Source organism: Pseudomonas sp. C9, from assembly GCF_002000165.1.
GTDB lineage: Bacteria > Pseudomonadota > Gammaproteobacteria > Pseudomonadales > Pseudomonadaceae > Aquipseudomonas.
The window spans coordinates 2,606,041-2,628,344 of the sequence record NZ_MPAK01000001.1; the positions used below are offsets into that span (position 1 = coordinate 2,606,041).

Genomic DNA, 22,304 nt, shown 5'->3' on the forward strand with positions numbered 1-22,304 from the left:
CGCCTTTGCAGCGCAAGTCGTGGTGTTAACCTCCAAAAAGCCCAGCTCAAGGAGGCCTACCCATGCATGCCATCAGTTTCATTCAGGATCTGGCAGTGATCATGCTGATCGCGGGCGTGGTGACCGTGCTGTTCCATCGGCTCAAGCAACCGGTAGTGCTGGGCTATATCGTCGCCGGCTTCATCATCGGTCCGCACACACCGCCCTTCGGCCTGATCCACGACGAAGAAACCATCAAGACCCTGGCGGAGCTGGGGGTGATTTTCCTGATGTTCTGCCTCGGCCTGGAGTTCAGCCTGCGCAAGCTGTTCAAAGTGGGCGCCACTGCATTCATCGCTGCGTTCCTGGAAATCGTGCTGATGATCTGGATCGGCTACGAGATCGGCCGATGGTTTGACTGGAACACCATGGATTCGTTGTTTCTCGGCGCGATCCTGGCGATTTCCTCGACCACCATCATCGTCAAGGCGCTCAACGACCTGAAGATGAAAAACGAGCGTTTCGCCCAGCTTATTTTCGGTGTGCTGATTGTCGAAGACATCCTGGGCATTGGCATCATTGCGTTGCTGTCGAGCATCGCGGTCAGTGGCACAGTCAGCTCCGGTGAAGTGTTTTCCACGGTCGGCAAGCTCTCGCTGTTCATGATTGTCGCCCTGGTCATCGGGATTCTGCTAGTGCCGCGGCTGCTGGCTTACGTGGCCAGGTTTGAAAGCAACGAGATGCTGCTGATCACCGTGTTGGGGCTGTGTTTCGGGTTCTGTCTGCTGGTAGTGAAGCTGGAATACAGCATGGTGCTGGGTGCATTTTTGATTGGCGCGATCATGGCCGAATCTCGGCAATTGCTGAAAATAGAGCGCTTGATCGAGCCGGTTCGCGACTTGTTCAGTGCGATCTTTTTTGTCGCCATCGGCCTGATGCTTGATCCGATGATCCTCCTGCAATACGCCTGGCCGATCGCCGTGATTACCGTGGCGGTGGTCCTCGGCAAGATGCTGTCCTGCGGCCTCGGTGCTTTTATCGCCGGGAATGACGGACGCACCTCACTGCGCGTGGGGATGGGACTTTCGCAGATTGGCGAATTTTCTTTCATCATCGCCGCGCTGGGGATGACGCTGCAGGTCACCAGCAACTTTCTCTATCCGGTCGCTGTGGCTGTTTCGGTGATTACCACACTGCTGACACCGTATCTGATTCGCGCAGCCGATCCGCTGTCGCTCAAGTTGGCTGCCGTAATGCCACAACGGCTGGGCAGAGTGATGGGGATGTACGGCGAATGGCTGCGCAGCATCCAGCCGCAAGGAGAGGGTGCATTGCTGGCGTCGATGATTCGGCGGATTTTGTTGCAGGTGGGAGTCAATCTGGCGCTGGTGGTTGCGATCTTCTTCTCTGGCGCGTATTTCGCCGGGCACATGTCCACCTGGCTGCAAGACTGGATCATCGACCCGAGTTGGCAAAAAGCATTGATCTGGGGTGGAGCGCTGCTGTTGTCGCTGCCGTTTCTGATTGCCGCCTATCGCAAGCTCAAGGCGCTGTCGATGCTATTGGCAGAGATGGGAGTGAAACCGGAGATGGCCGGCCGCCACACACAGCGAGTGCGTCGGGTGATCGCCGAAGTGATTCCGATCCTCTCGCTGCTGGTGATTTTCCTGCTACTGGCAGCCTTGTCGGCCAGCATTTTGCCGACCAACAAGTTGCTGGTATTGATCATCGTGGTGGCTGCCGCCGTAGCTGCACTGCTTTGGCGCTGGTTCATCCGCGTCCACACGCGCATGCAAGTGGCCTTGCTTGAAACCCTGGACAACCACAGCGATGCATCTGGCCACTGACATTTGACCTGTAGCAGCCTGCGTCCGGCTGCGAAGCAGTCGTAAACCCGGATGACTCGGTTTTCCTGCAGCACCTCGTTGTCTGATATTGCGGCCGCTGCGCAGCCGAACGCAGGCTACGCCAGCTGCTACAAAGTCGGGATAGGCTAAATCAGCTTTCCAGCCAGACGTCTCGCGCCCAGTGCCATACCGATTCCCAAGTCTCTTCGGCGATCAGTTCTTCTTCGGCTTGCCACAGCACCACGGTGCCGTCTTCTTCGACGAGGTAATAGTCATCACCGTCCTGGCAGATCGGGATCATGCTGCGGTCAACGCCAGCGTCCCAGGCGTTGGCGGCAACGTCCGGCAGATAGGTGTGGGATTGTGGGTCGGTGACGGTCACCGGCTCCAGGCTGCCGTAGACCACGTCGCTGACGGTCAGCAAAAATTCTCTGAAGACGAAAGGAATGTCGATGAACAGCTGTTCTTCGATTTCAACCAGCAGGTCTTCGTCAGGTAGCTCCAAGGGGACCGGTACCGGTTCGTTGGCTTCACGCAGTTGTTCGATGATTTCTTCCACGTCCGGGATCCTCTTGCTTGATGGCGCGGTTTAGTTGGGGCGGTTTATACAGTAGCTCGCTATAGATGCAACCGCGAAATAGAAAACCCCAGCCGAAGCTGGGGTTTTTTTATGCCGCATGCTTAACGCAGAGGAGATCAGCCGTTCTGGCGGATACCGGCCACCAGCCAAGGCTGGTTTTCGCCCTGTGGACGCTCCATGTTCCAGCTTTCGCTGAACACTTCACCCTGGTCGAAACGCGAGGTCTTCGACACACCACTGAAGGTCAGGGTGGCGATGGTCTTGTCGGCACGATCATCCACGCCGTCCAGCTGAACATTGAGGTTATCAATGTAAGTGGACTGGAAGCCGTCGCCCAGGTCCGCACGTTCGCGCTTGAGGAACTCGAGCATTTGCGGGGTCACGAACTCGGCGATCTTGTCCATTTCGTTGGCGTCCCAGTGCTGCTGCAGGGACTGGAAGTGGTTGCGTGCCGCTTCAATGAAGTTCTTTTCATTGAACCAGGCCGGCGCGTTGATCACTGGACGAGCGGCGGCAGGTGCTGCCGAGCCACCGAAGATCGAACCGCCCGCAGGCTTGTTCTCGAATACTTCACGCTGCATCGGCGCGTGGCCAGCCGGCGCCATGTGCTCCTGCTGCTTGCGACGACGAGCGGCGATGAAGCGGAAGACCAGGAAGGCGATGACCGCCATGATCAGGATGTCGAAGATCTGCATGCCCTGGAAGCCGCCGCCCATGAACATGGAGGCCAGCAGGCCACCGGCGGCGATGCCGGCCAGAGGGCCGAGCCAGCGCGAAGCACCGCCAGCCTTGGCAGCTGCGCCCGCGGCGCCGGCAGCACCAGCGGTCGCCGCAGCGCCGCCCATGCCTGGAGAAGAAGGCGCCATTTGGCTGGTTTGGTGGGTCGGCGCAGCGCCGACGCTTTTGCCGCCACCAAAGCGCTTGGCGTTGGCGTCGAGGCTCATCGTCAGGCCGATGCACAACGCCATGGCGATGCTAAGAAAACGTTTCATAAAGGGTAATCCCATTTGTGGATGGCACGCGCGCCATGTTGCACAGCTGAAGTGTTACTGGCTAGCGGCAGAGTGTTTCGGGCTTTTGCCTGACAGGTTGCGTTCAGCTTCGGTCAGCGCAATAAGGCCTTTTGATGTCGGTCCGTCGGACGAGTGGATAGGGTCTGTTGGAGATTTGCCTAGCGTCGCAGCGCCAGCATGACCACACCGGCCGTGATCAGGCCGATTCCGCCGCATTGGCGCAGGTCGAGTTTTTCGCCCAGCAGGATCACGCCGAGCACCGCCACCAGCACCACACTGAGCTTGTCCACCGGAGCGACCAGTGAGGCTGGCCCCAGTTTCAGCGCGCGGAAGTAGCAGATCCACGAGGCGCCGGTGGCCAGTCCCGACAGCAGCAAGAACAGGTAGCTCTTCGCCGAGATCGATCCTAATGACTGATATTGGCCCGTGGCGTACAAAATCAAGGCCAGGCTGACCAATACCACTACGGTGCGCAGCAGGGTGGCGAAGTCGGAATTAACGTTTTCGATGCCGATTTTGGCGAAGATCGCGGTCATGGCGGCAAACGCCGCCGACATCAGGGCCCAGAACGTCCAGGAAGAAAAGAAGCCTGAGCCCATGATTTACGCCTTATGTCAGATCAACCCGTTGAGGCAGGCTCAACACAAAACCCTGTGGGAGCGAGCTTGCTCGCGATAGCCACACCGCGATTTAACAGATACACCGCAGCGATCTCAATCGCGAGCAAGCTCGCTCCCACAGAAAAGCTATTAGATAGCTTCCAGCTTCGCGTAACCCAGCATCAGCCACTTGCTGCCTTCGCTGAAGTTCACCTGCACCCGTGCCTGCGCGCCGGAACCCTCGAAGTTGAGGATCACGCCGTCACCAAAGATCGAGTGCCTTACAGTCTGACCCAGGCTGAAGCCGGTTTCCGGAATCTCGCTGCCGCTGAACAGGTTGCTGCCGCTCATCGATTGATTGCCACCGAACGGACGGCTGACACTGTTGGACAGCCGCACTTCCTGGATCAGGCCTTTCGGTACTTCCCGTACGAAACGCGAGACCTTGTTGTAAGTCTCGCTGCCGTACAGGCGTCGGGTTTCAGCGTAGGTCATCACCAGGTTTTGCATCGCACGGGTGATGCCCACGTAAGCCAGGCGACGTTCTTCCTCGAGACGGCCAGGCTCTTCCAGGCTCATCTTGTGCGGGAACAGGCCTTCTTCCATGCCCACCAGGAACACGTAAGGGAATTCCAGGCCCTTGGCGCTGTGCAGCGTCATCAACTGAATACTGTCTTCGTGCTCGTCGGCCTGAGTATCCCCGGCTTCCAGCGACGCATGGCCGAGGAACGCCGCCAGAGGCGTGAGCTCTTCATCTTCTTCAGCGTTTTCGAAGTTGCGCGCGGCGCTGACCAGTTCCTCAAGGTTTTCTACCCGAGCCTGGCCCTTTTCGCCTTTTTCCGCCTGGTGATAAGCAATCAGTCCCGATTGCTCAATGACCGTCTGAGTCATCAGGTGCAGGGGCATTTCCATGCACTTGGCAGCGAGGTTTTCGATCAGCTCGATAAAGGCGCCGAGTGCGCCAGCGGCACGACCGGTCAGGCCCTTGTTCGCCACCAGCAGGCGCATGGCTTCCCACATCGACACATCACTGTGCCGCGCATGGTCGCGGATCGCTTCGACCGTTTTCTCGCCGATGCCTCGGGCCGGCACGTTGATCACCCGTTCCAGCGCCGCATCGTTACCCCGGCCTTCCAGCAAACGCAGGTAGGCCATGGCGTTCTTGATTTCTGCCCGTTCGAAGAAGCGCTGACCGCCATAGATGCGGTACGGAATGCGCTCGCGCAACAAGGCTTCTTCCAAAACGCGCGATTGGGCGTTAGAGCGGTATAAAATCGCGATATCGCTGCGGGCCAAGCCGGTTTTCAGCGCGCTTTCGATGGTTTCCACCACGTAGCGTGCTTCGTCGTGTTCGTTGAACGCCGCGTACAGATTGATCGCTTCGCCTTCGCCGCCATCGGTCCACAGCTCTTTGCCCATGCGCCCGGTGTTGTTGGCGATCAGGGCGTTGGCGGCTTTGAGAATGCCTGCGGTGGAGCGGTAGTTCTGCTCCAGACGAATGGTTTGGGCATCCGGAAAGTCATCGGAATACTGATAAATGTTCTCGATTTTCGCGCCACGCCAGCCGTAGATCGACTGATCGTCGTCGCCCACCACCATCAGGCTGTCGCCGCCCTTGGCCAGCAAACGCAACCAGGCGTACTGCACGGCGTTGGTGTCCTGGAACTCGTCCACCAGAATGTGGCGGAAACGCTTCTGATAGTGAGCCAGCAAGCCCGGATGGTCGCGCCACAGGTCGAGTGCACGCAGCAGCAGTTCCGAGAAATCGATCACGCCAGCGCGCAGGCACGCGGCCTCATAGGCCTCATAAATGCTGCGCATGGTCGCCAGAAACAGGTCGCCGCTGGCTTGAATGTGTTGCGGACGCAGACCTTCGTCTTTCTGCCCGTTGATGAACCACTGGGCCTGCCGGGCCGGCCAGCGTTGTTCGTCCAGCCCCAGCTCGCGGATCACGCGCTTGACCAGTCGTTGCTGATCGTCGCTGTCGAGAATCTGGAACGTCTGGCTCAGCCCGGCCTCCTGCCAATGCGCCCGCAGCAAGCGGTGCGCCAGGCCGTGGAAGGTACCTACCCACATGCCGGCCGGGTTGATACCCATCAGCTGCTCGATGCGATGACGCATCTCGGCCGCGGCCTTGTTGGTGAAGGTCACCGACAGGATTGAGTGGGGCGAGGCGTTTTCGACCTGGATCAACCAGGCGATACGGTGCACCAGCACTCGGGTTTTACCGGAGCCAGCACCGGCCAGGACCAACTGACGACCCACGGAGGCAGCTACGGCCTGGCGTTGGGCATCGTTGAGGGAGTTCAGCAGAAGGGAGAGATCATCGCGCATCGGGGCATTCTAGGGTGCGCCGTCACACCGGGCAAACCGAGCTTTGCATTAGCCGATGAAAGATGCACGAAGGACGACCGGTCAGTCACTGGCTGCAGGCGTTGGCGGGCCGCGCTCCAAGGGTTTTGGAGGGGTGGCGGGGTGCGTAAATATTGTCGAATTTATGATCTGGAGCAGTTTGGCAAGTGCATCGGCTTGTGTATGCTCCGTCGACGTTTCGGGCCCATGCTCATCATTATAAGAACAAGAACATTGCCTATGACCCTCAGCACCGACCTGTCGGGCCCCACAGTGGAGCCTCGGGTTATCCGCAAGCAGTACGCAATGGAAATGGCGGTCGAACGCACGCGACTGCTTTACCAGGGGTCGCTGCTGCCCACGTTGTTCATGTTAATCAATGGTCTGGTCTGTGCCGGTTTGCTCTGGAGCCCACAGCGCTATTTCCTGGTCAGCATCTGGCTGGTGTGGCTGTTGTCGCTGGTGGCGTTGCGGGTAATTCAAGTGGCAGCCTTCGATTCGGCGATTCCAGACCGGCAGGCACATCCGATTTGGTGGCGTATGTTTTTGCTGGGCTCTGGCCTCACCGGCCTGACCCTGGCCGGGGCCGGGATTGCGTTGGTGCCCGCCGACAACTTCATGCAGCAAGCGTGGGTGTTTGGCCTGATCGGTGCCGCCGCCCTTTCCGCCAGCGTTGCGTACGCCGTCAGCCTGCCAGCATTCCTGTCCTTTACCTTGCCCTGCCTGTTGCCGGCCATCGCCTATCTATTCTGGGGCGGTGATAAACAGGACCAGGGCTGGGGTTGGTTCGGGTTGATTTTATTGGGCGCGTTGAGCGTGATCGCCTGGCAGGTCAATCGGCTGATCGACAGCGGGTTGCTGCGCCGCTTCCAGAATCAGGCGCTGATCGAGCACTTGCAGCAAGCGCAAAGCCGCAGCGATCAACTCAATCACGAACTGGCCAAGGAAATCGACCAGCGCCGCTGCGCCGAAGACCGATTGCGTGAAGCCCAGGTCGAGTTGGAAAACCGTGTGGCCCAGCGCAGCATGGAGCTGGACGCCGCGAATCAGGCCCTGAGCAAGAGTGAAGCGCGCCTGGCATTGGCGCTGAAGGCCAGCGAACTGGGTCTGTGGGACTGGAACCTGCAAACCGATGAAGTCCACCACACGCAGATTCAGGAATTGTTCGGCCTGGCGCCGGAGTATGTAACGGCCATGCTGCGCCATCTCAAGCCGCGCCTGCACCCGGAAGACCTGCCGGTGTTGAAGCACACACTGGTCGAGCATTTGAAAGGCCGCACCGAGGATTACCAGATCGAGTACCGCGTGCGGCATGGCGACGGTCATTGGGTATGGATCGAAGACCGTGGCCGGGCCGTCGAGCGCAGTAAAAGCGGCCGGGTGATCCGCATGGTCGGCACCCGTCGCGACATCAGCGCAACCAAAGGTCAGGAAGAGCAGCGCCAACTGGCGGCGACGGTGTTCGAAGCCGCCAGCGAAGGCATCATGATTTTCGATCCGAATTACGCCTTGATCGCTGTGAATCAGGCGTTCAGCCGCCTCACCGGTTATGACATCGGCGACATGCTGGGGCGCAATGTTGTCGAACTCCCGTGCAGTCGCGATGCTCGCCGGCACTACGGCGCGATTCATCAGGCGCTGGAGCAGCACGGGACGTGGCAAGGCGAGTTGGTGGAGACCAGGAAAAACGGCGAACTCTATCCGCAGTGGCTGCAACTGAACGCAGTGCGCGATTCGCGGGGAAATGTGAGTCATATCGTCGGCTTCTTCGCCGATCTGTCGGCCCGCCGCGAATCCGAAGAACGCATGCGCTATCTGACTCACTACGACGAATTGACGGGCCTGGCGAACCGCTCGCTGTTCCGGGAACGGCTGCACGAAGCCCATCAACGGGTGCGTCAGGGCGGACGTAGCCTGGCATTGCTGCACATCAATCTGGATCGCTTCAAACTACTCAATGACAGCCTGGGGCATGACGTCGCCGACCAATTGCTGCAGAAAATGTCCCGGCGCCTGGTCAACGCGTTGCCAGAGGCTGACACGATCGCCAGGCTTTCCGGCGACGAATTTGCGGTGCTGTTCGATGCTTACGGCAACTTGTCCAGCCTGGCGCGAGTGGCGACGCGTTTGTCGACCAAACTGCGGTTGCCCGTCACCATTGATGGCCACGAGTTGGTGGTGAGTGCGTCCATGGGCATTAGCATGCTGCCGGACAACGCACGGGAAATATCCGCGTTGGTCAGTCAGTCGAACATGGCCATGCAGCACGCCAAGCACTTGGGCGGAGACAACTTCCAGTTCTATACCGAAAGCCTGCAAGCCAGCACCCTTGAGCGCTTGCAGCTTGAAAACCAGCTGCGCAAAGCCATCGACGAAAAGCAGCTGAAGGTCTTTTACCAACCCAAACTCTGCCTCGCCACGGGTCGCTTGAATGCCGCTGAAGCGCTGGTTCGCTGGGATCACCCGACCATGGGCCGGGTACCGCCGGGAGACTTTATCGGCCTGGCCGAGGAAACCGGCCTGATCGGCCCGATCGGCGAATTTGTCTTGCGTCAGGCCTGTTGGCAAGCCTGCGAGTGGCAGCGGCAGGGGCTGGACCCGATTCGCGTGTCAGTCAATCTGTCCGTGCATCAATTGCGCCAGGGCAAGCTGGTCAGCCTGGTGCGTCAAGTGTTGGAAGAAACCGGCCTGGCGCCGCACTACCTGGAACTCGAACTTACTGAAAGCCAGTTGCTGGACAGCGTCGAGCACATCATCGCGACCTTCCAGCAACTGCGAAATCTGGGCGTGAAGCTGGCGATTGATGATTTCGGCACCGGGTATTCGTCCCTGAGCTACCTCAAACGCATCCCGGTGGACTACGTGAAGATCGATCAGGCGTTTATCCGCGGCCTGGGGGAGGGCAGCGAGGATGCGGCGATTACCCGGGCGATCATTGCGATGGCGCACGGTTTGTCGCTCAAAGTGGTGGCCGAAGGCGTGGAGCGGCAGGAACAGTTGGAGTTTCTGAAAACCGAGCACTGCGATGAAGTGCAAGGTTATCTGATCAGTCGCCCAGTCGAGGCCGACGACCTGGCTACGCTTTTACGCAACGACACAAATTCCCAGTAGCAGCTCCGAAACTCGGGCCACAGTGCTACATGGAACGCATGTCGCGTGGAATGGGGGCATCGAGTTACGCATTGAGCAGGCAAAAAGCCAATTCTTGTAGTATAACTACAAGCTTGCTACATCCCCGGCACCTGCCAATAACAAAGAGTCCAGCCCTTTGAATCTGCTGCAACACATCGCCCAGTCACGCCACCTCTTACGCAAGTCGGAGCTCAAGGTCGCAGACCACGTGCTGCTTGATCCTGCGGCGGTGATGCACAGTTCCATGGCCGACCTGGCCCACAGCGTTGGCATCAGCGAGCCGACCATCGTGCGCTTTTGCCGCGCCATCGGTTGCTCCGGGTTCCAGGACTTGAAACTGAAGCTGGCGCAGAGTCTGGCGGCCGGTGCGAGCTTCGGCCAGTTCGCGATCCATGAAGACGACTCCGTCGCTGACTACAGCCTGAAAATTTTCGACACCACCCTGCACACCTTGATGGAGGTTCGCGAGAAACTCGATCCGGTGGAGTTGCAGCGTGCGGTCACGCTCATGTCCCAGGCCCAGCGTGTCGAGTTCTATGGCTTTGGCGCATCGGGTGCAGTGGCGGCGGATGCCCAGCACAAGTTCTTCCGTTTGCTGCTGACAGCGGCGGCGTATTCCGACCCGCATATGCAGGCGATGTCGGCAGTGACGTTGAAGCCCTCGGACGTGGCGATCTGTATTTCCCAGTCGGGGCGCTCCAAAGACCTGCTGATCACGGCCAACATCGTGCGTGAAAGTGGCGCCTCGCTCATCACCTTGTGCCCGAGCCAGACACCGTTGGCTGAGCTGTCGACCGTCAACCTGGCGATCGATGTGCACGAAGACACCGAAATCTATACGCCGCTGACCTCGCGTATCGCTCACCTGGTGGTGATCGATGTGTTGGCGATGGGCGTGGCCATGGCGCGCGGGCCGAGCCTGGTCAATCACCTCAAGAGCGTCAAGCGCAGCCTTCGCAGCTTGCGGCTGTCACCCAAGTCGGTGAAAGCGCTGGACGACTGACGTCGTCGTAAGGTCGTTCCGACCTTAATCGCGAGCAAGCTCGCTCCCACAGGTTTTGTGGTGGGCTCGCGCTTTGTGCAACGCCGTCGATCCATTGTGGGAGCGAGCTTGCTCGCGATGGCGTCCTCGAATCCTGCGCACCAAACCTTCAATGTTCACGCCTCTGTAACGTGCGAGCCGCCAAACCGTCATCCCCCGCGCCTATCTTGAAACTCCCGTAATCGCCTTGGGAGACTCGAAATGGCCCAGCCCTACGAAGAACGCAACAGCGCTGCCAAAACTCGCCGTCAGCAAGAAGATCAACGCCGCATGGAATTTCGCCGCGCGATCGAAGATCGCTGCGAGCGCCGCCAGTTGCTGGCTGAGATTGGTGATTTTCCTGAGCTGGAGCTCAACTACTGGCAGGCCGCGCCGACAGCTTCCCGTCGAAACGCTCAACCAGGGCGCTGATCTGTATCCGCTCGCTGCGGATAAACGCAAGGAATGCGTGCGCCACCGGTGACAGCCGTTTGGCCTTGGCCTGCACCAGGCACCAACTGCGGTACAGCGGCAGCTCTTCGACCGGCAACTCAATCAGTCCGCCGGTCGCCAACTCAAGGTTCAGGGCGTGACGCGTCAACAGCGCTACGCCCAGACCCGCCAACACACATTCACGCTGGGCTTCGGCTGACGAGACTTCCTGGGTCTGGTTGAAGTGCACGCGCTTTTCCTTGAAATACTCTTCGCACGCCAGTCGCGTTCCGGAACCGGGTTCGCGCAGCAAGAGGGTGTAAGGCTCAAGGTCCTGCAGGCGTAGAGGCCCCATGTGGCTGAGCGGATGATCCGGTGGCGCCACGGCCACGATCGGATTGTTGAGGAAGGGCAGAAACTCCAGCCCCATGTCCTGGGGCACCATGGACATGATCACCAGGTCGTCGCGGTTATCGGACAGTCGACGAATCACCTGTCCTCGGTTGACCACTGTCAGTTGCAGATTCACTTCTGGATGCTGGCGCTTGAACGCGGCAAACAGGTGCGGGACGAAATACTTGGCGCTGGATTCCACCGCCAGCTTCAACTGCCCTTGAAGAGATCCCTGCATGTCCGAGAGTTGCATGTCGAGGTTTTCCAGGCGCCCGAAAATGTCCCGGCTGGCACGTTGGAGTGCTTCGGCGGCCTCGGTCATGTAGAGTTTTTTGCCGACATAATCGAACAAGGGCTGACCAATCAGCTCCTCAAGTTGCCGAATCTGTAGGCTGACGGCCGGTTGTGTGAGTGACATTTCGTCGGCTGCTCGGCTGTAGGACCTCAGGTCGCAGACTTCATTGAAAATCTGCAACTGACGCAATGTCATACGCATCAAGGACTTACGCATATCTAAGAACTCTCGCCAAAGGCTAATGCCTTAACTATAAGTCTTTACTTATGCCTAACCCAATTATTAATCATTTTTGTTAATCCCTTGTGGGGGCTAGTGTGGGGCCGCGACTGAATTGAAACATTTGGTCACGCGTCGACCTGGTCTAGCAGGTCGTGGGTACCACAGGCTCAAGGGAACCTCCAAAAGTGATAAAAAAGATCCTGATCGCCAACCGTGGTGAGATTGCCGTACGAATCGTACGTGCCTGCGCCGAGATGGGCATTCGCTCGGTCGCGATCTATTCAGACGCCGACCGTCATGCCTTGCATGTGAAGCGTGCGGATGAGGCCCACAGCATTGGTGCCGAGCCATTGGCCGGCTACCTGAATGCGCGAAAATTGGTGAACCTGGCCGTGGAAACCGGTTGTGATGCGTTGCATCCCGGTTACGGCTTCCTCTCGGAAAACGCTGAACTGGCCGATATCTGCGCAGAGCGCGGCATCAAGTTCATTGGTCCATCGGCTGAAGTCATACGCCGTATGGGCGACAAGACAGAAGCCCGCCGCAGCATGATCAAGGCCGGTGTACCGGTCACACCGGGCACCGAAGGCAACGTCGCGGACATCGCCGAGGCTTTGGTCGAAGGCGACCGTATTGGTTACCCGGTGATGCTCAAGGCAACCTCCGGTGGTGGTGGTCGTGGTATCCGTCGCTGCGACAGCCGCGAAGAACTTGAACAAGCCTTCCCGCGCGTGATCTCTGAAGCCACCAAGGCCTTCGGTTCGGCGGAAGTGTTCCTGGAAAAATGCATCGTCAATCCAAAGCACATCGAAGCGCAGATTCTCGGCGACAGCTTCGGCAACGTGGTTCACCTGTTCGAGCGCGACTGTTCGATCCAGCGTCGTAACCAGAAGCTGATCGAGATCGCCCCGAGCCCGCAACTGACCCCGGAACAGCGCGCCTACATCGGCGACCTGTCGGTGCGTGCAGCCAAGGCCGTGGGTTACGAGAACGCCGGCACCGTGGAGTTCCTGCTCGCCGAGGGCGAGGTGTACTTCATGGAAATGAACACCCGGGTGCAGGTGGAACACACCATCACCGAAGAAATCACCGGCATCGATATCGTGCGTGAGCAGATCCGCATCGCATCGGGCCTGCCGCTTTCGGTGAAACAGGAAGACATCCAGCACCGCGGTTTCGCGCTGCAGTTCCGGATCAACGCCGAAGACCCGAAAAACAACTTCCTGCCGAGCTTCGGCAAGATTACCCGTTACTACGCACCCGGCGGCCCCGGTGTGCGTACCGACACGGCGATCTACACCGGTTACACCATTCCGCCGTTCTACGACTCCATGTGCCTGAAACTGGTGGTGTGGGCGTTGACCTGGGAAGAAGCGATGGACCGTGGCTTGCGTGCCCTGGACGACATGCGTCTGCAAGGGGTCAAGACCACCGCCGCGTACTACCAGGAAATCCTGCGTAACCCGGAATTCCGTAGCGGCCAGTTCAATACCAGCTTCGTTGAAAGCCATCCTGAACTGACCAACTACTCGATCAAGCGCAAACCCGAAGAGCTGGCCCTGGCCATCGCCGCCGCCATCGCCGCCCACGCAGGCCTGTGAGGAATATAACAATGACTAAGAAGATTCACGTAACCGACACCATCCTGCGCGACGCCCACCAATCGCTGCTCGCCACCCGCATGCGCACCGAAGACATGCTGCCGATCTGCGACAAGCTCGACAAAGTCGGCTACTGGTCGCTGGAATGCTGGGGCGGCGCGACCTTCGACGCCTGCGTACGCTTTCTGAAAGAAGACCCGTGGGAGCGTCTGCGCCAGCTGCGCGCGGCACTGCCTAACACTCGTCTGCAAATGCTCCTGCGTGGCCAGAACCTGCTGGGCTACCGCCACTACAGCGACGACGTGGTCAAAGCCTTCGTCGCCAAAGCCGCGGTCAACGGTATCGACGTGTTCCGTATCTTCGATGCAATGAACGACGTGCGTAACCTGCGCGTGGCCATCGAAGCGGTGAAAGCGTCGGGCAAACACGCTCAAGGCACCATCGCTTACACCACCAGCCCAGTGCACACCATCGAGGCGTTCGTGGCGCAAGCCAAGCAAATGGAAGCCATGGGTTGCGACTCGGTGGCGATCAAGGACATGGCCGGCCTGCTAACACCGTACGCGACCGGTGAGCTGGTCAAGGCATTGAAATCCGAGCAGTCGCTGCCAGTGTTCATCCACTCGCACGACACGGCCGGTCTGGCCGCGATGTGCCAAATGAAGGCCATCGAAAACGGTGCCGACCACATCGACACCGCGATCTCCAGCTTCGCCTGGGGCACCAGCCACCCTGGCACCGAATCGATGGTCGCCGCCCTTAAAGGCAGCGAGTTCGATACCGGCCTGAACCTGGAGCTGCTGCAAGAGATCGGTCTGTACTTCTACGCCGTGCGCAAGAAGTACCACCAGTTCGAAAGTGAGTTCACCGCCGTCGACACCCGCGTTCAAGTCAACCAGGTACCGGGCGGGATGATTTCCAACCTGGCCAACCAGTTGAAAGAGCAGGGCGCGCTGAATCGGATGAGCGAAGTGCTGGCTGAAATCCCGCGCGTTCGCGAAGACCTCGGCTTCCCGCCGCTGGTAACGCCGACCTCGCAAATCGTCGGCACCCAGGCGTTCTTCAACGTGCTGGCTGGCGAGCGCTACAAAACCATCACCAACGAAGTGAAGCTCTATCTGCAAGGCGGCTACGGCAAGGCGCCGGGCACTGTTAACGAACAACTGCGTCGCCAGGCAATCGGTAGCGAAGAAGTGATCGACGTTCGTCCAGCCGATCTGCTAAAGCCGGAAATGACCAAACTGCGTGCTGAAATTGGCGCCGTAGCCAAATCCGAAGAAGACGTGCTGACCTACGCCATGTTCCCGGACATCGGTCGCAAGTTCCTCGAAGAACGCGCCGCCGGCACCCTGACCCCTGAAGTGCTGCTACCGATTCCTGAAGCCGGTCGCGTGGCCTCGGCCGGTGGCGAAGGCGTGCCGACCGAGTTCGTCATCGACGTTCACGGCGAGACCTACCGCGTCGACATCACCGGTGTCGGCGTCAAGGCAGAAGGCAAGCGTCACTTCTACCTGTCCATCGACGGCATGCCGGAAGAAGTGGTGTTCGAGCCGCTCAACGAATTCGTCGGCGGCGGCAGCAGCAAGCGCAAGCAAGCCACTGCGCCGGGCCACGTCAGCACCACCATGCCGGGCAACATCGTCGATGTGCTGGTCAAGGAAGGCGACACCGTGAAAGCCGGCCAGGCCGTGCTGATCACCGAAGCGATGAAGATGGAAACCGAAGTCCAATCGGCCATCGCTGGCAAAGTCACCGCCATTCACGTGGCCAAGGGCGACCGGGTCAATCCGGGCGAAATCCTGATCGAAATCGAAGGCTGATTTAACAGCCTCGATTGACCGCTTTAAACCTCGGGGGGGCATGTGCTCCCCTTTTTTTTCGCCGCTAATTTGTGGTGGTCAGAAATTCATCCGCCATTGGCCGGTGACACCATGGCTTCGACTGTCGGTGCCCATCTCGCCGTTAACGCCGACACCCAGCGTATGTCTTGCTGATAATCCAAGGTCCAGTCCTGCATCGACTGCCAGGTTGTTACGGTCCAGCGGCGCACCGGAAACGGTGTAGTTTCTACCGCCCGTTGCCAGTCGTTGACGGGTATCGCTGGCGACATCACCGTAGGTGTGTTTCCAGCTGGCACTGAATCGCGGCGTCAGTTGCATGCCGTTATTCAGCACATTGAGTTTTGCCAGGCGCAGGCCGAACGTGCTGCTCACATTGTTCTGGGTCTGGCCCTGAACTTTCAGCGCCGCTGCGCCACCTTTTTCCGTGTAGCTGTCGCGCTGATAGCGTTCGTAGCCAAGGCTGGCGAACGGTTCGATGCTGACGTTGGCACGCCCCACGTTGTACCCCACTTCAGCGAAGGCTTGCTGGGTGTTGGCGTTGTAACGGCCTTCCGGGCGGTCGCTGAAACCTTTGAAGGCCACCCGGCGTTTGGTATTGCCGTCGTGATTGCCATAGGTCGCGCCCAATCGCAGCGACATGGGGCCGTTCTGGCGCAGGGCATAGGCGCCCAGGTACCAGCTGTCGAGATCGCCATCGAGGTCGCGGCTATCGAGGCGTGTTTCGGATTTGCCACCCATCATCCCGATACGCCATTCATCATCGATGCCCCAATCGGCGCCCAGGACCAAGCCTTGGGTGGCGTGTTTCAAGGGGTCAGCGTCACGATCCAGTGTTCCGCCATGACCTAACGCTTGAAGCCAGACCCTGCCGTTGTCTTCGCTGCCAGCCGCCAACCGTGGAGCGTTGTTGCGGTTTCTGCCGGTGTTGTAGTTGCTCGCGCTGTCCAGTTGGCGCATGGCCGAAAGCATGGTTGTGCTCACGGGGTTGGCGCTGGAGAGCGTTGCCTTGGCGAGATTGGCGGTGGTGCCGCCGGCCAGTTGCTCGATGGCATGGGATGCGGTTGTTTTGTCGCTGGCCAGCAGGGCCACGACTGCGGTGTTTGTAGGGCTGGATGGCGTTGAGGTCGAAGGTGATTCATTGGCAGTAACGGGGGAGGCGTTTACAGGCGGTGCCTGAGTTAGCTCAACGCCCCTCGGCTCCTTAACGCTTGCTCCAAATTCCCGTCCGTTGTCCGAGGTCGCGACGCTATCGATAGGCACATCGTTTCGGGTCAAGACCAAGTCGACTTTCTTTTCATCGTATTCGACATGGGGCGTCAAAAAGGCAAGGTTGTTGATCACATTGCCAAATTGGCCTTCGATTTTATCGGCCACAAGAATGCTGTTTGCGCTGACTAACGGGTAGTCACCGGGTGCTGCAGTTATGTTCAGCGTGGCGCCACCGAGCGTGGCGGTGCCATTGACCAATATCGTTTCACTTTTGCGATCAGCGTGGACTTCGTAGACCAGTTCGGCAGTACTGGAAAGCTTCAGGTCACCATTAACTTTTGGGGCTCCGTGCACCTCACCCACCAAAAACGTTCCGTTTACCTCCAGCGAACCCGTGCGACCACTGCCCGCAAATACTCCTTTTTCGTGAATAAAGACGTCGCCTTCGATCGTACCCGGGTTGTTCAGGATGCCACTTGATTGCACCGTCACTGCGCCGCCAATCCTGCCATTGTTGACGAGCGTGCCTTGGGTCAATGCATCTCCCAGGACGTCACCGTTATTTACCAGCGTCGCTTTGGGGCGCACCAAGGCGCCGGAGTTGAAGTCACCATCGGCACCATTCAATGTCCAGGTGCCACGCTTGAGCTCAAGTCCTTCAAAACGTCGACTGTCGCCTAACGTGCCACCGCTCGCCGTATCCAGTTGCAGAAAATTGGTGCCGCCACCGCCGTCAACAAAGCCGGTGATGCTCCCACGGCCGGATACGATGACCAGATCATTGTCGTCACTGAAGATTCGATCGATACCGTCCGCTGTTTTGCCGATGGTGACCTTATTGGTGTCAGGGGCACTGATGAACACATCAAGCGCTGCCAAGACCTGATCCGGCGTTTCAAGCGCGGGGGCCGTGTTTTCGACAGGACTTTGTTGGGCAAAAACTTCAGTGCAACCCAGCGCAAGTGCGATGGCCAGCGCCAAGTGATGGGGTCGGTATTTGTGCTGAACAGACATTGAATTTAGCCTTCATGAAAAGAAGACCAAACTCTATGGAGAGCGCCTGGATACCGATGTCAGCCGCTTCCGGCGGGTATGCAGGCGGTGTCAGATAGATCGGTAGAAAATTACCCACCGTTGGAATTCGGCAATTTTTAGCCGTTTGAAATGAAGACCTTTCTTACAGCTAATCGAGACGTGGCTGGCTTTCGCAATGTAGAAACTTATCCGCCACGGTCCTATCAGCCCATGATTACGGCTTGCCATAGCCGCCGATGGCTTACAGCCAGAGTCGGCCTGGCGCATTTTTGGTCATTGAGGTTGCGTGCTTCGGATGGCATGCCGGAGGGTTTTTTACAGAATGATGTATGCAGTTGAAATCTGCATTATTCTGCGGTTTTTAACCATCCGCCGTCCTTTATGCGCAATTTAATGCATTTTACAAAGTGCTTTTGAGAAGTTGAATGCACTTTGCAGTTGAGTCGATCTACTCTCTGGCACAAATAACCACGCCCGGTAGCCTGATGGACCACATGGACGTCATCCGGATGCTTGCCGGACTCTGGCGTGATGCTGGGCAGATGGACCAAATCCCGAATCTCGTGGCTGACTATCTGCGACGTGATCTGCTCAATAAAATCCTTGGTAACTCAGATAACCACGGGCGCAACACCGCGATCATTCGCGACACCACCTCGTTCCGCTTGGCACCTATCTATGACCTGGCACCGATGGCAATGGACGACGAGGGTGTCACACGAACCACCAAGTGGCCAAAAGAGTTGGAGAGAGCGGGTGATGTTGATTGGCGAGGAGTATGTCGAGCACTGGCTGACATCGCCGATCCGAATGATCCGCTGGCCGCATTGAGTGACCTGTCGGAACCCTTCGCACGATTGCGCGAGGATGCCAAACGCCTGGCGGCACTCCCCGATATTTTGACTGCCAGTGGCTTGCCCGACGCGACAATGAATCACCCGGCGATTGCCTTGAAAAATCTGGAGCAGCGTTTGAAAGAGTGGGACCTGACATGAGCATGACCGTTGCAGAGCGCACCGTGCTCATCGAAAGTATTCAAGAAGGGTTGGCTCAAGGCACTCTTGAAATAGGCGAGGCGGTTCGTCGATTACGGGTAGAAGTCACAGGCCTGCACCAGACTCAATGTGCAAAAATGTGCAAAATCTCAGTGCGCACGCTGGTGCATATCGAACATGGGGAAGGGAATCAAACGCTGAAATCGCTGAATGCAGTGTTTCGTCCATTTGGGCTGAAGATGGGCGTCGTGCGGATTCGGCGCGATTTGAGCTGATACTTACGCACATCAAAAGCTTCGCGGGCTAGCGTGCCCGCGAAGGCGTTCTGGCAGACACGAGGATTACGCGCGGCACTCCACCAACGTTTTCAGCTGCCCCGAATCCGTCTGGTTTTCATCGCTCAACCAGCGCTCGAACCCGGCGCCAATCGCCGGCCATTCCGAGTCCAGAATCGAATACCAGGCGGTATCCCGGTTCTGTCCTTTCACCACCATGTGCTGGCGGAAGACCCCCTCAAAACTGAACCCCAGTCGCTCGGCGGCGTACTTCGAGCGGGCATTGCCGTTGTTGCATTTCCACTCCAGCCGTCGGTATCCCAGTGCAAACGACTCCTTGGCCAGCAGGTAAATCGCCTCGGTACTTTTCGGCGAGCGCTGCATGGGGGCGCCGAAGGTCACGTGGCCGATTTCGATGCGTCCTTGCGCCGGGACGATCGACATCAGGCTGAGAATGCCCTGCACCTCACCGCTGGCACGGTCGATCACGCTGAAGAAATACGGATCGCTATGGGCCGCATGGTTGTTCAGCCAATCGTTAAACACGCTCCGTTCCGGGAACGGTCCGTAGGGTAAATAGTCCCAGAGCTTCGGGTCGGCACCGGGGCCTTGCAAGGCCTTGAACAAACCCTCGGCATGACGCGCCGGGTCGAGTTTTTCCAGGCGAATGAAGCGCCCTTCGAGAGCTTTAACGGTGGGCGCCGGGACGCCTTTCCAGTCTGCGAGTGAAGTCGACATGGTGTTCTCCTTGAACCTTAAAGGGCTTTGCGAAACTGAATGAAACCGGGGCGCTCGGCGATGCGCTCGTAGAGCTGGATCGCGGTGGCGTTGGTTTCGTGTGTCAGCCAGTGGACTTTGCAGCAACCGTCCACTTTGGCAGTGGCGTAGACGAATTCAATGAGCTGGCGGCCGACCCCGGTGCCACGGGTTTCAGGCGACACCATCAAGTCTTGCAGGTAGCAGGAGTTTTCGATGCTCCAGTTCGAGCGATGGTAGATGAAATGCACCATGCCGACGGCTTTGCCATCGGCCCAGGCCAGTGCGGCGTGGGTCGGTTCGCTCGGGTCAAGCAAGCGCTGCCAAGTGCTGTCAGTGACCGCCTCGGGTAACTCGGTGTTATAGAAACGCAGGTAGGCTTGCCACAGCGGCAGCCAGGCGGCGTGATCGTCGGCGCTGACCTGGCGGATTTCAATCTGACTCATGTTTATTCCTTAACGCATCAAGTGGGCGAGGGCCTGGTCGTGTACATCAGGGCTGGCGGTGAGCCCCTCGCGCACGCCGGCAATGTCTTCAGGGCTGCGGTTCTGGCTGAGTTTGCGTTTGCCTTCCAGGCGCTGGATCGGCAGGGCAAACCCGACAATGGCTTTGAGCATGCCGTCGATGTAATCAGCGGGGGCGTCGGCGACTTTCCAGGGCTGCGCGCGGCTGGCTTCGTGGCGATCGGTCAGCGCGCTGACCAGGTCGAGCAGGCGATCCGTATCGCTGAACACTTCGGCGGTACCGTAAGCATGCACGGCGACGTAGTTCCAGGTCGGCACGACTTTGCCGTGTTCGGCTTTGGCCGGATAAAACCCGGGGCTGACATACGCATCGGCACCGGCAAAAATCACCAGGGCTTCAGCGTCGTCCTGCAATGCCTTCCACTGTGGATTGGCCCGGGCGAAGTGGCCGTAGAGGGTGCCGTTCGGGCCTTGGTCAGGTTTGAACAACAGCGGCAGATGACTGGCTTGCAGGCCTTGCTCGCCGTGGGTAACCACCATGGCGAGGCGGGTGCCGAGGATCTGCTGGCGCAGTTCATCCAAATCTTTGATGGCAAAGCTGCTGGGGTTGTACATGGAAAAATTCCTTGGCGAATGTCTCCATCCTAGGCAGGCTATTGGTCTGTTGTAAGAGCCATTACCGGCCAATTTCATAGGTCCATTACCATGACGGACGCGCCGCTTTCCCTCTCATTCAACCCGGCAGGCATCGAACTCGATCGTCGCCAGGGCCTCAGTCGCCAGCTGTATCAGGCGTTACGGGTGCGAGTGCTCGACGGGCGACTGGCCAGCGGCACGCGACTGCCGGCCAGTCGGGATCTGGCGGCGGCGCTGGCGATTTCCCGAAACAGTGTGGTCCGCGCTTACGATCAACTCTATGCCGAAGGCTTTATCGAAGGCCGAGTGGGCGACGGGACTTACGTCGCGCAACTGCCCCAGGCCGCGTTACCGTCGAAAAAATTATCCACAAAAGTATCCACAGGGTTTTCAACAGGGTTACCCACAGCCTTATCCACAAATTGGCTGGATTTACCTGTGATTCCATCCAGTAAAGTTATCCACAGCGGCGCATTGGGGCGCGTTGAAAAGAACCATTTAGCCCTGCCGCCGAGTGGACCGCCGCGTGCCTTCCGGGTCGGTGTTCCGGCATTTGATCTGTTTCCTTTCGAAGTCTGGGCCAAGCTGAACGCGGCTTTCTGGCGCAAACCGGATTTACAGCAGTTGTGTTACGGCGATCCGGCGGGCGATGCGCGTTTGCGCGGTCTGATTGCTGCGTATTTACGCAGTTCGCGGGGCATGCAGTGTTCGGCTGAGCAAATAGTGATCACCAGTGGCGCGCAACAGGGAATTAGCCTTTGTGCACAGCTGCTGGTGGAGCCGGGTGATGGGGTGGCGATCGAGAATCCGGGGTATCGGGCAGCGGGCCATGCGTTCGCCGTGGCCGGTGCGCGATTGCACGGTGTGGCGGTGGACAGCGAGGGTATCGATTGTCGCGAATTGGCAGGGCTCAAGGATTGTCGCCTCGCTTATGTCACGCCGTCGCATCAATACCCGACCGGTGTGGTGATGAGCCTGGCACGGCGCCTGGAATTATTGGCATGGGCCGAACGCACCCAAGGCTGGATCGTCGAGGACGATTACGATGGTGAGTACCGATACAGCGGTGCGCCGCTGGCGCCGCTGGCGGCACTCGATCGGCAGGGACGGGTTTTGTACGTCGGGACGTTTGGCAAAGTCGCTTTCCCGGCACTGCGTCTGGGTTATCTGGTGTTGCCGCCGACCCTGGTGCAGGCATTCTCTCAACGGCGCGCTGTGGACGTGCGGCATTCCGAAGTGAGCACTCAAGCGGTGATGGCCGAATTCATGGCTGCCGGGCACTTTCAGCGTCATATCCGCCGCATGCGCCGTGCCGCCCTGAGCCGGCGTAATACGTTGCTGGCCGGTTGGCCGCAGAACATTCCCGGGATTGGCAGCCTGCCGAGCGTCGCGGCAGGGCTGCATTTGACGGTGGCGGTCGACTCTCAAGCCCGGGAGCAAGAACTGGTGGAAAAAGCGGCCAGCGCCGATGTCGAGATCAACGCATTAAGCAATTACTGGCTGCCGGATTCGCAAACACCGGTGGACCAGCGCGCAGGGCTGGTCCTGGGGTTTGCGGCAGTGCCGGAATCGGCGATCAGCGCTGCACTCGGGCGTTTGGAAGCGATCTGGCGTCCATAAGCAGTGC

The 22,304-nt window shown here is 58.8% G+C and carries 17 protein-coding genes and 1 pseudogene; 9 read left to right on the forward strand and 9 right to left on the reverse strand.

Features of this window, described 5'->3' with window-relative positions; translation table 11 throughout:
- Nucleotides 1–62: 62 nt before the first annotated feature.
- The gene (locus BMS17_RS12180; RefSeq protein WP_046030809.1) at nt 63–1,826 is read left to right on the forward strand and encodes a cation:proton antiporter; all 1,764 of its coding nucleotides are present in this window, start codon (nt 63–65) and stop codon (nt 1,824–1,826) included.
- A 151-nt stretch (nt 1,827–1,977) separates the two neighbouring features.
- Here the strand turns inward: BMS17_RS12180 and BMS17_RS12185 are convergent, their stop codons facing one another.
- The 4 genes from BMS17_RS12185 to uvrD all read right to left on the reverse strand — a co-directional run bounded on the left by BMS17_RS12185 (nt 1,978) and on the right by uvrD (nt 6,352).
- Nucleotides 1,978–2,385, reverse strand: a complete 408-nt coding sequence (locus tag BMS17_RS12185) for an SMI1/KNR4 family protein (RefSeq protein ID WP_077430996.1) — start codon at nt 2,383–2,385, stop codon at nt 1,978–1,980.
- Nucleotides 2,386–2,522: 137 nt separating this feature from the next.
- Entirely contained in the window at nt 2,523–3,398 is an 876-nt protein-coding gene (locus BMS17_RS12190) for a Tim44 domain-containing protein (RefSeq protein WP_046030807.1), read from the reverse strand.
- Between the two features lie 179 nt (nt 3,399–3,577).
- Nucleotides 3,578–4,018, reverse strand: a complete 441-nt coding sequence (locus BMS17_RS12195; protein ID WP_077430997.1) for an EamA family transporter — start codon at nt 4,016–4,018, stop codon at nt 3,578–3,580.
- 150 nt (nt 4,019–4,168) lie between these two features.
- Nucleotides 4,169–6,352 (reverse strand): DNA helicase II, encoded by a 2,184-nt coding sequence (uvrD, locus tag BMS17_RS12200; RefSeq protein ID WP_046030804.1) that lies wholly within the window; start codon nt 6,350–6,352, stop codon nt 4,169–4,171.
- A 258-nt stretch (nt 6,353–6,610) separates the two neighbouring features.
- Here uvrD and BMS17_RS12205 point away from each other — a divergent pair, with 258 nt between their 5' ends.
- From BMS17_RS12205 to BMS17_RS12215, 3 genes are all read left to right on the forward strand, one after another.
- Complete coding sequence (locus BMS17_RS12205) at nt 6,611–9,481, forward strand: EAL domain-containing protein (protein ID WP_077430998.1); 2,871 nt, start codon at nt 6,611–6,613, stop codon at nt 9,479–9,481.
- A 157-nt stretch (nt 9,482–9,638) separates the two neighbouring features.
- Nucleotides 9,639–10,505 (forward strand): transcriptional regulator HexR, encoded by an 867-nt coding sequence (hexR, locus tag BMS17_RS12210; RefSeq protein WP_077430999.1) that lies wholly within the window; start codon nt 9,639–9,641, stop codon nt 10,503–10,505.
- Nucleotides 10,506–10,745: 240 nt separating this feature from the next.
- The gene (locus tag BMS17_RS12215) at nt 10,746–10,955 is read left to right on the forward strand and encodes a PA3496 family putative envelope integrity protein (RefSeq protein WP_077431000.1); all 210 of its coding nucleotides are present in this window, start codon (nt 10,746–10,748) and stop codon (nt 10,953–10,955) included.
- Here BMS17_RS12215 and BMS17_RS12220 read toward each other — a convergent pair.
- Nucleotides 10,897–11,859, reverse strand: coding sequence for a LysR family transcriptional regulator (locus tag BMS17_RS12220; protein ID WP_046030800.1), 963 nt, complete (start codon nt 11,857–11,859; stop codon nt 10,897–10,899). The genes BMS17_RS12215 and BMS17_RS12220 overlap by 59 nt on opposite strands.
- 191 nt (nt 11,860–12,050) lie before the next feature.
- On the opposite strand from BMS17_RS12220, the gene BMS17_RS12225 reads away from it, so the two are divergent.
- Nucleotides 12,051–13,466 carry an acetyl-CoA carboxylase biotin carboxylase subunit gene (locus tag BMS17_RS12225; protein WP_046030798.1) on the forward strand — a complete coding sequence of 472 codons (1,416 nt, stop codon included), beginning with the start codon at nt 12,051–12,053 and terminating at the stop codon, nt 13,464–13,466.
- Between the two features lie 11 nt (nt 13,467–13,477).
- Nucleotides 13,478–15,286 carry a sodium-extruding oxaloacetate decarboxylase subunit alpha gene (gene oadA, locus BMS17_RS12230; protein ID WP_077431001.1) on the forward strand — a complete coding sequence of 603 codons (1,809 nt, stop codon included), beginning with the start codon at nt 13,478–13,480 and terminating at the stop codon, nt 15,284–15,286.
- Nucleotides 15,287–15,364: 78 nt separating this feature from the next.
- Here oadA and BMS17_RS12235 read toward each other — a convergent pair whose 3' ends face one another.
- Nucleotides 15,365–17,530, reverse strand: a complete 2,166-nt coding sequence (locus BMS17_RS12235) for an autotransporter outer membrane beta-barrel domain-containing protein (RefSeq protein ID WP_077431002.1) — start codon at nt 17,528–17,530, stop codon at nt 15,365–15,367.
- A 452-nt stretch (nt 17,531–17,982) separates the two neighbouring features.
- On the opposite strand from BMS17_RS12235, the pseudogene BMS17_RS12240 reads away from it, so the two are divergent.
- Together BMS17_RS12240 and BMS17_RS12245 are read left to right on the forward strand one after the other, a co-directional pair.
- Nucleotides 17,983–18,546, forward strand: a pseudogene (locus BMS17_RS12240) (HipA domain-containing protein); the annotation flags it as partial.
- Complete coding sequence (locus BMS17_RS12245) at nt 18,543–18,821, forward strand: DNA-binding protein (protein ID WP_046030792.1); 279 nt, start codon at nt 18,543–18,545, stop codon at nt 18,819–18,821. The pseudogene BMS17_RS12240 and the gene BMS17_RS12245, both read left to right, overlap by 4 nt.
- A gap of 66 nt (nt 18,822–18,887) precedes the next feature.
- Here the strand turns inward: BMS17_RS12245 and BMS17_RS12250 are convergent, their stop codons facing one another.
- The 3 genes from BMS17_RS12250 to BMS17_RS12260 are packed head-to-tail and all read right to left on the reverse strand — an operon-like array spanning nt 18,888 to nt 20,656.
- Entirely contained in the window at nt 18,888–19,559 is a 672-nt protein-coding gene (locus tag BMS17_RS12250) for a GNAT family N-acetyltransferase (protein WP_046030790.1), read from the reverse strand.
- 17 nt (nt 19,560–19,576) lie between these two features.
- On the reverse strand, nt 19,577–20,023 hold the full coding sequence (locus tag BMS17_RS12255) for a GNAT family N-acetyltransferase (protein WP_046030787.1): 447 nt from the start codon (nt 20,021–20,023) through the stop codon (nt 19,577–19,579).
- 9 nt (nt 20,024–20,032) lie between these two features.
- Nucleotides 20,033–20,656 carry an FMN-binding negative transcriptional regulator gene (locus tag BMS17_RS12260; RefSeq protein ID WP_077431003.1) on the reverse strand — a complete coding sequence of 208 codons (624 nt, stop codon included), beginning with the start codon at nt 20,654–20,656 and terminating at the stop codon, nt 20,033–20,035.
- A gap of 90 nt (nt 20,657–20,746) precedes the next feature.
- On the opposite strand from BMS17_RS12260, the gene BMS17_RS12265 reads away from it, so the two are divergent.
- Nucleotides 20,747–22,297 (forward strand): PLP-dependent aminotransferase family protein, encoded by a 1,551-nt coding sequence (locus tag BMS17_RS12265; RefSeq protein WP_046030783.1) that lies wholly within the window; start codon nt 20,747–20,749, stop codon nt 22,295–22,297.
- Nucleotides 22,298–22,304 lie beyond the last annotated feature (7 nt).

What these genes read in the sequence shown, in the direction of transcription:
- BMS17_RS12180 (WP_046030809.1), top strand. Translation starts at nt 63, where the DNA reads ATGCATGCCATCAGTTTCATTCAGGATCTGGCAGTGATCATGCTGATC.
- BMS17_RS12190 (WP_046030807.1), bottom strand. Translation starts at nt 3,398, where the DNA reads ATGAAACGTTTTCTTAGCATCGCCATGGCGTTGTGCATCGGCCTGACG.
- BMS17_RS12195 (WP_077430997.1), bottom strand. Translation starts at nt 4,018, where the DNA reads ATGGGCTCAGGCTTCTTTTCTTCCTGGACGTTCTGGGCCCTGATGTCG.
- uvrD (WP_046030804.1), bottom strand. Translation starts at nt 6,352, where the DNA reads ATGCGCGATGATCTCTCCCTTCTGCTGAACTCCCTCAACGATGCCCAA.
- BMS17_RS12205 (WP_077430998.1), top strand. Translation starts at nt 6,611, where the DNA reads ATGACCCTCAGCACCGACCTGTCGGGCCCCACAGTGGAGCCTCGGGTT.
- BMS17_RS12215 (WP_077431000.1), top strand. Translation starts at nt 10,746, where the DNA reads ATGGCCCAGCCCTACGAAGAACGCAACAGCGCTGCCAAAACTCGCCGT.
- BMS17_RS12220 (WP_046030800.1), bottom strand. Translation starts at nt 11,859, where the DNA reads ATGCGTAAGTCCTTGATGCGTATGACATTGCGTCAGTTGCAGATTTTC.
- oadA (WP_077431001.1), top strand. Translation starts at nt 13,478, where the DNA reads ATGACTAAGAAGATTCACGTAACCGACACCATCCTGCGCGACGCCCAC.
- BMS17_RS12235 (WP_077431002.1), bottom strand. Translation starts at nt 17,530, where the DNA reads ATGTCTGTTCAGCACAAATACCGACCCCATCACTTGGCGCTGGCCATC.
- BMS17_RS12245 (WP_046030792.1), top strand. Translation starts at nt 18,543, where the DNA reads ATGAGCATGACCGTTGCAGAGCGCACCGTGCTCATCGAAAGTATTCAA.
- BMS17_RS12250 (WP_046030790.1), bottom strand. Translation starts at nt 19,559, where the DNA reads ATGTCGACTTCACTCGCAGACTGGAAAGGCGTCCCGGCGCCCACCGTT.
- BMS17_RS12255 (WP_046030787.1), bottom strand. Translation starts at nt 20,023, where the DNA reads ATGAGTCAGATTGAAATCCGCCAGGTCAGCGCCGACGATCACGCCGCC.
- BMS17_RS12260 (WP_077431003.1), bottom strand. Translation starts at nt 20,656, where the DNA reads ATGTACAACCCCAGCAGCTTTGCCATCAAAGATTTGGATGAACTGCGC.
- BMS17_RS12265 (WP_046030783.1), top strand. Translation starts at nt 20,747, where the DNA reads ATGACGGACGCGCCGCTTTCCCTCTCATTCAACCCGGCAGGCATCGAA.